This window comes from Enterobacter sp. UPMP2061 (assembly GCF_053709615.1).
Genome location: NZ_JBSKJP010000013.1, coordinates 98292 through 111002 on the forward strand (window position 1 = coordinate 98292; position 12711 = coordinate 111002).

Annotated in this window: 7 protein-coding genes; 1 reads left to right on the forward strand and 6 read right to left on the reverse strand. The window is 56.9% G+C overall.

What is annotated here, in order from left to right:
- Positions 1–86: 86 nt before the first annotated feature.
- Together ACWKXX_RS19515 and metH are read right to left on the reverse strand one after the other, a co-directional pair.
- Positions 87–1718, reverse strand: coding sequence for a Na/Pi cotransporter family protein (locus tag ACWKXX_RS19515; RefSeq protein WP_003860350.1), 1632 nt, complete (start codon positions 1716–1718; stop codon positions 87–89).
- A gap of 116 nt (positions 1719–1834) precedes the next feature.
- On the reverse strand, positions 1835–5518 hold the full coding sequence (gene metH / locus ACWKXX_RS19520) for a methionine synthase (protein WP_261665812.1): 3684 nt from the start codon (positions 5516–5518) through the stop codon (positions 1835–1837).
- A gap of 193 nt (positions 5519–5711) precedes the next feature.
- Here metH and iclR point away from each other — a divergent pair, with 193 nt between their 5' ends.
- Entirely contained in the window at positions 5712–6539 is an 828-nt protein-coding gene (gene iclR / locus ACWKXX_RS19525; protein WP_261665813.1) for a glyoxylate bypass operon transcriptional repressor IclR, read from the forward strand.
- Positions 6540–6562: 23 nt separating this feature from the next.
- On the opposite strand, the gene aceK is transcribed toward iclR, so the two are convergent.
- The 4 genes from aceK to metA all read right to left on the reverse strand — a co-directional run bounded on the left by aceK (position 6563) and on the right by metA (position 12499).
- A complete protein-coding gene (gene aceK / locus ACWKXX_RS19530) occupies positions 6563–8314 on the reverse strand; it encodes a bifunctional isocitrate dehydrogenase kinase/phosphatase (RefSeq protein ID WP_015570160.1) in 1752 nt (583 codons plus the stop codon).
- A gap of 47 nt (positions 8315–8361) precedes the next feature.
- Positions 8362–9666, reverse strand: a complete 1305-nt coding sequence (gene aceA / locus ACWKXX_RS19535) for an isocitrate lyase (protein WP_017694726.1) — start codon at positions 9664–9666, stop codon at positions 8362–8364.
- Positions 9667–9697: 31 nt separating this feature from the next.
- Positions 9698–11299: a malate synthase A gene (gene aceB, locus ACWKXX_RS19540; RefSeq protein ID WP_023295752.1), complete on the reverse strand. Its 1602-nt coding sequence runs from the start codon at positions 11297–11299 to the stop codon at positions 9698–9700.
- Between the two features lie 270 nt (positions 11300–11569).
- Positions 11570–12499, reverse strand: a complete 930-nt coding sequence (gene metA, locus ACWKXX_RS19545; protein ID WP_261665814.1) for a homoserine O-acetyltransferase MetA — start codon at positions 12497–12499, stop codon at positions 11570–11572.
- Between the last annotated feature and the right edge of the window lie 212 nt (positions 12500–12711).

The window sequence follows — 12711 nt, forward strand, 5'->3', positions numbered from 1 at the left end:
CCTTAAAAATGTAAGGCCTTAAGAATGAATTGCTCTTTAGAAGGTGTCACGCCTCACAAAAGGGTTTTGCGAGGCGCTTTCAGAGATTAATACTCATCCCGCTCATCGTCTTCATCCGGCTGCTCCATCACGCTGTACGCCACCGCACAGAACAACGAGTTGAGGCGCTTCATATCCCCCAGCAGCCCCAGGTGCAGGGAGCTGGTCTCGATACTCTGCACGTTCTGCTGGTGCAGACGCTCAACGTGGGCGTGTGAGTAGCGGCGATTAAGGATGCGGAAACGATGCTTATTGCGGCGCAGGCGGCGCGCGCTCGGCACGTCGCTGGAGAAGAAGACCGACATCGCCAACTTCAGGTTGCTGACCAGCTGTTCGTGCAGCGCTTCCAGCTCTTTCAGCCCTTCAACAGAAAACGCCCGGCGTGCGGCCAGGGATTTGTCTGCGATTTCACTGCCCATACGCTCGACAATATCCGAAGCCTGCTCCAGGTTAAGCGACATCTCGATGATTTCCGCCCAGCGGCGCGACTCCTCTTCCGCCAGCTCGTCCTGGGGGATCCTCGCCAGATAGAGCTTGATGGCGGTATAGAGCACGTTGATATCGTCCGCCAGCCTGCGCAGCTCTTTCTCTTCGCGCGGCTCGCCGTGCATCACCTTTTGCAGCCCTTCCAGCATGGTTTCCATCGCGTCGCCCATGCGCAGCGTTTCGCGGGCGGCATTGGCGATTGCCAGCGCAGGAGTATCCAGCACCGAGGTGTCCAGATGCTTCGGTTTAAGGCGCGCGTCCAGCTCCGGTTCATCACGAATAAGCCGCTCGCAGAAGCGGGCCATCGGCGCGGCAAACGGCACCATCGCCAGACAGCGCACCAGGTTGTAGAAGACGTGGAAGTAGATCACCAGCTCCGCTTTCGGCAGAGAGAGATTATCCATCAGGTTCGCCAGCGGGTGCACAAACGGCAGAATGATCAGGCTACCCACCAGCTTAAACAGTAAACTCCCCAGCGCCACCCGGCGGGCGGCAGCGTTGGCGGCGCTGTTGTTGAGCATCGCCAGCAGGCCAGAGCCGAGGTTGGCACCGATCACCAGGCACAGCGCCACCGGGAAGGAAATTACCCCTGCGGCGGTTAAGGTCGCCGTCAGCAGGACCGCTGCCAGGCTGGAGTAGCTGACGATGGCGAATACCGCGCCGATCAGCGCATCCAGCATAATATCGCCGGTTAACGAGGCGAAGATGACCTGCACACCGTTGGCCTGGGTGATCGGCGTGACAGCCTGCACAATCAGCTCCAGCGCCAGCAGGATCAGCCCGAGGCCAATACCGACGCGGCCAAGCTGCCCGGCACGGCTTTGCTTACGGCCGAGGAAAAAAATGACGCCGATAAAAATCAGCAGTGGCGACAGCCAGGAGAGATCGAACGTCAGGATACGCGCCATCAGCGCGGTACCGACGTCGGCGCCAAGGACAATCACCAGCGCCGGGGCGAGCGCCACCAGATCCTGCGCCACGAACGAGGTGACGAGCATGGTGGTGGCGTTGCTGCTTTGCACCAGCGCCGTGACGCCAATACCCGCGCAGAAGGCGAGCGGCTTCTTCTCAACGCTGCCGCTGAGAACGGTACGTAAACGTGCGCCAAACACACGCATCACGCCGGTACGAACGATATGGGTGCCCCATACCAGCAGTGCGACTGCGGAGAGCAGGTGTAACAACGTCAACACGGTAGGCATTCCTCCTTATCGTTATTCGTTTTCCTGAGGTTCAGTATAAGGGTTTAAACGTAAGAAAGAGACAAGGCACCATAGCGGTGCCCTGTTTGTTGTAAGGAAAAGTGACGTTAGTCTGCGTCGTAGCCCAAATTCGGTGCCAGCCAGCGTTCCACCTCTGACACGCTCATGCCTTTACGCAGAGCGTAATCCTCAATCTGATCGCGCTGAAGCTGTGCCACGGCGAAGTACTTGCTGTCCGGATGGCTGAAGTACCAGCCGGAAACGGACGCGCCCGGCCACATGGCGAACGACTCGGTGAGCTTCATGCCGGTATGCGCTTCGACGTCCAGCAACTTCCAGATAGTGCCCTTCTCGGTGTGTTCCGGGCAGGCCGGATACCCCGGCGCCGGACGAATGCCCTGGTAATTTTCGCGGATCAGCTCCTCGTTGCTGAGGTTCTCATTCGCCGCGTAGCCCCAGTGCACCTTACGTACGCGTTCATGCAGATATTCAGCGAAGGCTTCCGCCAGACGGTCGGCGATCGCTTTCACCATGATTTTGTTGTAATCATCGTGCTGCGCGTCGTACGCATCCGCCAGCGCGTCTTCTTCCAGACCACCGGTTACGGCAAAGGCGCCGATATAGTCGGCTTTACCGGAGAGTTTCGGTGCGACGAAATCCGCCAGGCAGTAGTTGGCAAAGCCCACTTTCTCGGTTTGCTGGCGCAGGTGGTGGCTCACGGCCAGCACGTGGGTGCGGGTTTCATCGCGGTAGATTTCCACGTCGTCGCCCACGCGGTTCGCCGGGAACAGCCCCACCACGCCGCGCGGGTTGAGGGCTTTCTCTGCGCTCAGCCTGTCGAGCATGTCGTTAGCATCTTTAAACAGGCGCTTCGCCTCTTCGCCCACCACCTCGTCTTCAAGAATGCGCGGATATTTGCCCGCCAGCGACCAGGTCATGAAGAACGGCGTCCAGTCGATGTAGTTACGCAGCGTTTCGATGCTGGCCGTCACGTCTTGCACGCCCAGACGGTGTGCGACCGGCGGCGTATAGCTGGACCAGTCGAACGCCAGATCGTTATCGCGCGCCGCCTGAAGCGAAACCGGCGGCGTGCGCGGTTTCTTACGTCCATGCTGAATGCGGACGGTTTCATACTCTTTGCGGGTGCGGGCGACAAAGTCATCGCGCTGGGTGTCGGACAGCAGCGCGGAGACCACGCCCACGGTGCGCGAGGCGTTTTGAACATACACCGTCGGCCCACTGTAGTTCTGCTCGATTTTCACCGCCGTGTGGGCTTTCGAGGTGGTTGCCCCGCCAATCAGCAGCGGAATGGTAAAGCCCTGGCGCTCCATCTCTTTTGCCACGTTGACCATTTCGTCAAGCGAAGGCGTAATCAGCCCGGAAAGACCAATCAGATCCGCATTCACTTCGCGCGCGGTCCTGAGGATTTTATCAGCCGGGACCATCACGCCAAGATCGATAATTTCGTAGTTATTACACTGCAACACCACGCCAACGATGTTTTTGCCGATGTCGTGTACGTCGCCCTTCACGGTGGCGATGACCATTTTACCGTTACTGGAGCCCTTCTCTTTGCTGGCTTCGATAAAGGGTTCCAGATACGCCACCGCCTGCTTCATGACGCGGGCGGATTTCACCACCTGCGGCAGGAACATTTTGCCCTCGCCGAACAGATCGCCGACCACGTTCATACCGTCCATCAGCGGCCCTTCGATCACTTCAATCGGACGGGCGGCCTGCTGACGCGCTTCCTCGGTATCCTGCTCGATAAACTCGGTAATGCCTTTTACCAGCGAGTATTCCAGACGCTTATTCACATCCCAGGAGCGCCATTCGGCCTGTTGAACGTTGGCTGATTCGTCAGATTTACTGCCGCGGTATTTTTCCGCCAGATCCAGCATGCGTTCGGTGGCGTCGTCACGACGATTGAGGATCACGTCTTCTACGGCGTCGCGCAGCTCGGCTGGCAGATCGTCGTAAATTGCCAGTTGGCCGGCATTGACGATCCCCATGTCCATCCCGTTGCGGATGGCGTAGTAGAGGAACACGGCGTGGATCGCCTCACGCACCGGGTCGTTGCCGCGGAACGAGAACGAGACGTTCGACACGCCGCCGGAGATCAGCGCATGCGGTAGCTCGCGTTTAATGTCTTCACACGCGCCGATGAAGTCCTGGGCGTAGTTGTTGTGCTCTTCGATGCCGGTCGCGACGGCGAAGATGTTCGGGTCGAAGATGATGTCTTCCGGCGGGAAGCCCACCTCTTCGGTCAAAATTTTGTACGCGCGGCGGCAAATCTCAATCTTGCGCTCGCGGGTATCGGCCTGGCCCACTTCATCGAAGGCCATCACCACCACGGCGGCTCCGTAGCGACGGACCAGCTTCGCGTGGTGGATAAAGGTATCGACGCCCTCTTTCATCGAGATGGAGTTAACGATGCCTTTGCCCTGAATGCACTTCAGCCCTTTTTCGATGACTTCCCATTTGGAAGAGTCAATCATGATCGGCACGCGGGCGATATCCGGCTCACCGGCAATCAGGTTGAGGAAACGCACCATTGCCGCTTCGGCATCAAGCATCCCCTCGTCCATGTTGATATCGATAATCTGCGCGCCGCTTTCCACCTGCTGGCGAGCAACGTCCAGCGCTTCGCTGTACTTCTCTTCTTTGATCAGGCGCTTGAACTTCGCAGAACCGGTAACGTTAGTGCGTTCACCCACGTTCACAAACAGGCTGTCGTCGCCGATGGTCAACGGCTCCAGGCCGGACAGACGACAGGCTACCGGAAGCTCGGGTAGCTTGCGCGGTGCAAGCCCGGCGACGGCGCGGCTCATGGCGGCGATATGCTCCGGCGTGGTGCCGCAGCAGCCGCCGACGACGTTGAGGAAGCCAGATTCGGCCCATTCGCGGATTTGCGCCGCCATGGTGTCGGCATCGAGATCGTACTCACCAAACGCGTTCGGCAGACCGGCGTTCGGGTGGGCGGTGACGTAGCACTCTGCGATGCGCGAAAGCTCCTGCACGTACTGGCGCAGCTCGTCCGGCCCCAGCGCGCAGTTCAGGCCGAAGGAGAGCGCTTCGGCGTGGCGCAGGGAGTTATAAAACGCTTCGGTTGTCTGGCCGGACAGTGTACGGCCAGAAGCGTCAGTGATGGTGCCGGAAATCATGATCGGCAGGTCAACGCCCAGCGCCTCGAACTCCTCTTTCACCGCGTAAATTGCCGCTTTGGCGTTGAGGGTGTCGAATACGGTTTCAATCAGGATCAGGTCGGAACCGCCTTCCACCAGCGCTTTAGTGGACTCACGATACGCGGCCACCAGCTGGTCAAAGGTAATATTGCGGAAGGCTGGATCGTTCACGTCCGGTGAAATCGACGCGGTGCGGTTGGTTGGGCCCAGCACCCCGGCTACGTAGCGCGGCTTGTCCGGCGTACGGGCCGTCCATTCGTCGGCGCAGACGCGCGCCAGCTTCGCCGCTTCAAAGTTGATCTCCGCCGACAGGGATTCCATCTGGTAATCCGCCATGGCGATGGTTGTCGAGTTGAAGGTGTTGGTTTCTACAATATCCGCACCCGCTTCGAAGTAAGCGTTGTGGATATCTCTGATGACAGATGGTTTGCTTAACACCAGCAGGTCATTGTTCCCTTTCAGGTCACAAGGCCAGTCGGCAAAGCGCTCGCCGCGGAAATCGTCTTCACTCAGACGATAGCCCTGGATCATGGTGCCCATGCCGCCGTCCAGCACCAGAATTCGTTCATTTAACTGCGCACGCAGTTGCTCTACTTTGCTGCTCACACTTGCTCCCGACAACGCTCAACAAGGCCAAAAGGCTGCGTTCCATACTGGCATAATCTCGCAGGGTCGAAAAGTCACACAGCGGTAACATGAGACATGTTCACTATCACTCCTCCGATCAGTCAGGAAAGCGGTTGCAAAACCACCAAATAAAACGAAAATGATTTCCACGATACAGAAAAAGGAGTTCGTCATGGTTACGACCGTTCCCGCTAAACGCGGCAGAAAACCTGCTGCAACCACCGCTGCACAACCTGGCGGACAGGTTCAATCCCTGACGCGCGGCCTGAAGCTGCTGGAATGGATAGCCGAATCGCATGGTAGCGTGGCCCTGACGGAGCTGGCGCAGCAGGCTGGCCTGCCGAACTCCACCACGCACCGTCTGCTGACCACCATGCAGCAGCTGGGCTTCGTGCGTCAGGTGGGCGAGCTGGGGCACTGGGCGGTGGGGGCGCATGCGTTTATTGTCGGCAGCAGCTTCCTGCAAAGCCGCAACCTGCTGGCGATTGTCCACCCGATTCTGCGCAAGCTAATGGAGGATTCCGGCGAGACGGTAAACCTGGCCGTACTGGATCAGAGCGATCACCAGGCGATTATCATCGACCAGGTGCAGTGTACGCAGCTGATGCGCATGTCCGCACCGATTGGCGGCAAGCTGCCGATGCACGCCTCTGGCGCAGGGAAAGCGTTTCTCTCGCAGCTGAGCGAAGAGCAGGTAACGGGGCTGCTGCACCGTAAAGGGCTGCACGCCTATACCCACGCCACGCTGGTGTCGCCCGTGCATCTGAAAGAAGATCTGGCTCTGACCCGCAAGCGCGGCTATTCGTTTGATGACGAAGAACATGCCCTCGGGCTGCGCTGCCTCGCGTCCTGCATTTTTGACGAGCACCGCGAGCCGTTTGCCGCCATCTCCATCTCCGGGCCGATTTCACGCATGACCGACGACCGCGTCACCGAGCTGGGCGCGATGGTGATTAAGGCCGCGAAAGAGGTGACGCTGGCGTATGGTGGGATTCGTTAAACGTGCATTGCCGCCTGATGCCCTCACCCCGGCCCTCTCCCACAGGGAGAGGGAGAAAAGCGGATGCAAAACCGCTGCTTGCGGCGGTAAGCATAGACATCTTCCACGTGCCCATTTTTGATCCGCGTTTGCAGCCCGCGCCAGTAGCTGGCGCGGAACAGATCGGCATGCATCTCTTCGAATAGCGGCCCGATGCGCGGGTCGGCACAAAGCCAGTGGCGAAACTCCTCCGGAAACACATCGCCCGGCGATACGCTGTACCACGGCTCGCTGGACAGTTCATCTTCCGGGTAGCGCGGCGGCGGGATATCGCGGAAGTTCACCTCGGTCATGTAGCAAATTTCATCGTAATCGTAGAACACCACCCGCCCGTGACGGGTGACGCCGAAGTTTTTAAACAGCATGTCGCCGGGGAAAATATTGGCGGCGGCGAGCTGGCGAATCGCATTGCCGTACTCTTCAATGGCGTCTCGTAAAGCCTGACCTTCGGACTGCTCCAGCCAGATATTTAGCGGCACCATCCGGCGTTCGATATAGAGATGGCTAATCGCAATCTTATCGCCAAGATCGGTAATTTTCGTCGGCGCTTCCTGCATTAGCAGCGACATCAGCGACGGATCGATCTGCTGCTTATCCAGCACAAAGTTTTCAAACTCCTGGGTATCCGCCATTCGCCCGACGCGATCGTGCTCTTTAACCAGCTGATAGCAGGCGCGGACGTGAGCGGCGGTCATCTCTTTCTGCGGGGCAAATTTATCCTTAATCACCTTAAACACGCGGTCGAAGCCCGGCAGTGTGAAAACCAGCATCACCATGCCGCGGATCCCCGGCGCTTCGATAAACTGCTCATCAGCCGTGGTGACATAACGCAGGTATTCCCGATAACTTTCCGTTTTGGCATGCTTCTGACAGCCAATCGCCATATACAGCTCGGCGGTGGTTTTGCCCGGCAGGATCTCGCGCAGCCACTCCACCAGGGCGGCAGGCAGTGGGGCATAGACCATGAAATAGGAACGGGCGAAGCCAAATACGATACTGGCCTCAGCGCTGGTAGTCAGGCAGGTATCGACAAACAGTTCGCCGTCGTCGGTACGGTGAATGGGTAGCAGAAACGGCACGATAGCTGTCGGCGTAACCAGTTTGCCCACCAGCCAGGCGGCCTTATTCCGGTAGAAAAGCTCGTTGGCAACCTGCAAATGGCTGCGGCTGAGCACCGCCTCGCCGAAGGTTTCACTGAGATATGCGTGGATATAGCCGATATCCCGGGGTTTATTCTCCCACGGCAGGCGCAGCGGCAAATCCGTTAAGACGCGGTGCAGGAGCTTTTCCCAGCCGCGATCGGGAAAGAAATCTTTCGCCAGCGGACGCGGGATGGTACGGAAGCGGCGCTCCGGCTGGGAGCTGAAGATAAATAACCGCTCAGGAGATAATGAGCGGTGGTCAAATAACCGGCAATAGACGGAGTTAAAAAAGCTCTCCGCAATCTCGAAGCGCGGGTAGTCGGGTAACAGATGGGTGTAATGCTCTTTCACGCGCAGTAAAAATTCCGCATCCGGGCTTTTACCGTCGGTGATACAGCGCAGTTGCTCCACCACCAGACCTACGTGGTGATCATAAAGATGGATACGCTGCTTCATGGCCTGCTGAACCGCATGCCAGTCGGCGTGCTCAAAACGCTGTTGCGCGCCGGAGGTGACTTCCAGAAAGCGGCCATACTGGGCATCAAAGCCCTGCAAAATAGTTTGGGCAATCAGTAATTCCAGACCACGCGACATAAATTCCCCCTCTCCCCCTCTCCCCGAGGGGGGAGAGGGGGAAAAGATTAGAACTGTGCTTCTTCCGTTGAGCCCGTTAATGCCGTGACGGAGGAGGTCCCGCCCTGAATAATCGTGGTCACATTATCGAAGTAGCCGGTTCCCACTTCCTGCTGGTGCGAAACGAAGGTATATCCTTCTTTGCCCGCCGCAAATTCTGGCTGCTGCACCTTCTCAACATAGTGTTTCATGCCTTCGCCCTGCGCGTAGGCGTGCGCCAGGTCGAACATGTTGAACCACATGCTGTGGATACCCGCCAGGGTGATGAACTGGTACTTGTAGCCCATATCTGACAATTGCTGCTGGAAGCTGGCGATGGTCGTATCGTCCAGATTCTTTTGCCAGTTGAAGGACGGCGAACAGTTATAGGCCAGCAGCTTGCCCGGATACTTCGCATGAATCGCATCGGCAAAGCGCTTCGCCAGCGCCAGATCCGGCGTGGAGGTTTCACACCAGACCAGGTCGGCGTAAGGGGCATACGCCAGGCCGCGGCTGATCGCCTGTTCAATACCGGCATGTGTGCGATAGAACCCTTCGCTGGTACGTTCGCCGGTAATGAATTCGCTGTCATACGGGTCGCAGTCAGAGGTGATCAGGTCCGCCGCGTCAGCATCGGTACGGGCAATCACCAGCGTCGGCACGCCGAGCACGTCAGCAGCCAGACGCGCGGCAACCAGCTTCTGGATCGCTTCCTGGGTTGGCACCAGCACTTTCCCGCCCATATGCCCGCACTTCTTCACCGACGCCAGTTGATCTTCAAAGTGAACGGCCGCTGCACCGGCCTCAATCATGGATTTCATCAGCTCAAAGGCGTTCAGCACGCCGCCGAAACCGGCTTCCGCATCGGCGACGATCGGCAGGAAATAGTCGATAAAACGCGGATCGTGGGGTTCGATACCCGCGGCCCACTGGATCTGATCCGCACGGCGGAAGGTATTGTTGATCCGATCCACCACTGACGGCACCGAGTTCGCCGGATAAAGAGATTGATCCGGATACATGCTGGAGGCAAGGTTAGCATCCGCCGCGACCTGCCAGCCGGAAAGATAGATAGCCTCAATGCCGGCCTTCGCCTGCTGCAATGCCTGACCGCCGGTCAGCGCGCCGAGGCTGTTGATATAGCCTTTTTTAGACCCCCCATGCAGCAGATCCCACATTTTCGCCGCGCCGTTCTGCGCCAGCGTACATTCCGGGTTAACCGAGCCGCGTAACTTCACCACTTCCTCTGCGCTGTACGGACGGCGGATGCCTTCCCAGCGCGGTTGGGTCCACTCTTTTTGTAACTCTTCGATCTGTTGGGTACGAGTTTTCATGTGCAGATGCTCCATATTGTTATGTGGTGAATTACGCCAGGAAGCGGTAGCCCGGCAGGGTCAGGAAGTCGATTAAGTCATCAGAGGTGGTGATTTGCTCCATCAGACGTGCGGCATCGTCAAAACGCCCACTGCTGAAGCGGTGCTCGCCCAGTTCGTCCTGGATGACCCGCATCTCTTCGGCCAGCATCTGACGGAACAGGGCTTTGGTTACCGGTTTGCCGTTGCTGAGCGTTTTTTGATGATGGATCCACTGCCAGATGGAGGTACGTGAAATTTCCGCCGTGGCGGCATCTTCCATCAGGCCGTAGATAGGCACGCAGCCGTTGCCTGAGATCCATGCCTCGATGTACTGCACGGCGACGCGAATGTTGGCGCGCATCCCCTCTTCCGTGCGTTCGCCCGCACACGGCGCCAGCAACTGTTCTTCTGCGATTGGCGCATCGTCTTCACGGGTGACAAACAGCTGGTTTTTGTTGTCGCCGAGTACGCGGTTAAAGACTTCCATCGCCGTATCGGCCAGACCAGGATGGGCAATCCACGTCCCGTCGTGGCCATTACGGGCTTCCAGCTCTTTATCGGCTTTCACCTTGTTGAGCACCTGATTGTTACGCTCTGCGTCTTTGCTCGGGATAAACGCCGCCATACCGCCCATCGCAAAGGCGCCGCGTTTGTGGCAGGTCTTAATCAGCAGGCGCGAGTAGGCGCTGAGGAACGGTTTATCCATGGTGACAACCTGACGATCCGGCAATACCCGGTCGGCATGGTTTTTCAGGGTTTTGATGTAGCTGAAGATGTAATCCCAACGGCCGCAGTTCAGGCCCACAATATGGTCACGCAGCGCATGGAGGATCTCATGCATCTGGAATACGGCAGGCAGGGTTTCAATCAGCAGCGTGGCCTTAATGGTGCCGCGCGGCAGGCCAAAGCGGTCTTCTGCGTAGCTGAAGACTTCACTCCACCACGCCGCTTCCTGCCAGGACTGTGTTTTAGGCAGATAGAAATAGGGGCCGCTGCCTTTCGCCAGCAGGTTTTTATAGTTGTGGAAGAAGTACAGCGCAAAGTCGAACAGGCTGCCCGGAATCGCTTCTCCGCGCCAGGTGACGTGTTTTTCTGGCAAATGCAGACCGCGTACGCGGCAGATCAACACCGCCGGATTCGGTTTAAGCTGGTAAATTTTACCGGCTTCGTTGGTATAGCTGATGGTGCCGTTGACGGCGTCGCGCAGGTTGATCTGCCCGTCGATAACTTTCTGCCAGTCCGGCGCGAGGGAATCTTCGAAGTCCGCCATAAATACTTTGACGTTGGCATTCATGGCGTTGATCACCATTTTGCGCTCTACCGGACCGGTGATCTCTACGCGACGATCCTGTAAATCTTCAGGGATTCCGCGAATTTTCCATTCACCATGACGAATGGAAGCGGTTTCCGAAATAAACCCTGGCAACTTGCCGTTATCGATCTCCTGCTGTTGATGAATGCGCGCCGCCAGCAGTTTATTACGCTGTGGCGTAAAGCGAGTCACCAGTTCAGTCAGAAACTCTACCGCTTCTGCCGTCAAAACTTGCTGTTCTTGTTCACCATTCGGCTGGGTAAAGGTCAGTTCATCGACCGTTGTTGCCTGTTGAGTCATCGTTCTGCTCCTCATCAAAGATCCAAAATCACGCCCCCGACGCGAGCGAAAGATCGTTGTGTAGTTTTCGCTCAGCAGAATTAAGACTATCTATAATTTTTCCAAAATCAAAAACAATTTCCATTTTAATTGAGTTATGCGTGCAATGATTTGATTAATATGAAATTAAAGTTATTCACGATGTTGAGTTGGATTTCGGAAATAAAAAAGGCACCCGAAGGTGCCTGATCTGAATAGCTGAAACGCTTTAGGATCGTTTAATGCAGACGATTACTCCAGCGTCGGATTCATGTGGCGCAGATCGTACGGCGTAATCTGGTAGACGTAATAGTTGAGCCAGTTGGTAAACAGCAAATTTCCGTGGCTACGCCAGGTTGCCCGAGGCGTGTTTTGCGGATCATTTTTCGGGAAATAGTTGTACGGGACATCCGGATTCAGACCCGCTTCAACGTCACGAAAATACTCTGACGCGAGGGTATGCGGATCGTACTCAGGATGGCCGGTAACGAACGCGATGCGTTTGTCTTTACTGGCGAACAGGTAGGCATCGCCGTCTTCCGTTTCGGCCAGGATTTCCAGGTCGGTGAAATCGCGGATCAGCTGTGCCGGAAAATCGGCGTAGCGAGAATGCGGGGCCAGGAAAGTGTCATCGAAACCACGCGTCAGCAGCGCATGCGGATGAAGAATGTGGTGTTCGTATACGCCAGAAAGTTTGTCGCTGCGGGTTTGCTTGGGAATGCCATAGAGGATATTCAGTGCGGCCTGTACCGCCCAACAGACAAACAAGGTGGACGTGACGTGATCTTTTGCCCACTCCAGCACCTGCCTGATCTGTGGCCAGTAGGCAACGTCATTAAATTCCACCAGACCCAGCGGTGCGCCGGTGACGATCAGTCCATCGAAATTCTCATCGCGAATATCTTCAAAATTACAGTAGAAGTTATTCAGATGCTCAGCAGGCGTGTTGCGTGACTCACGCGCGTCAATGCGCAGCAGCTGGATATCAACCTGAAGCGGAGAGTTGGAGAGCAAGCGCAGGAACTGGTTCTCCGTTTCGATCTTCTTTGGCATCAGATTAAGGATCAGCACCTTCAGCGGGCGAATTTCCTGACCAGAAGCACGCGAAGTTGTCATTACGAAGACATTCTCTTCACGCAAGAAATTGACGGCTGGTAGCTCGTCCTGCACCCGAATCGGCATAACCTTAAATCCTCACAGCATACGTATAAACGTTTAGACATCCAGACAGCTAACGATACCCAGAAACGGGGTTAATGTCGAGTCTGCAAGCGAAAGGTGAGAAAGTTTCAAGGAGGGAGAGCATGTAGGGCGGGTAAAGCTGGGCCACCACCCGACTTTTCAGAACGTACAAAGCAAAAAACCCCGCACCTTACGGTACGGGGTTCTTCTTA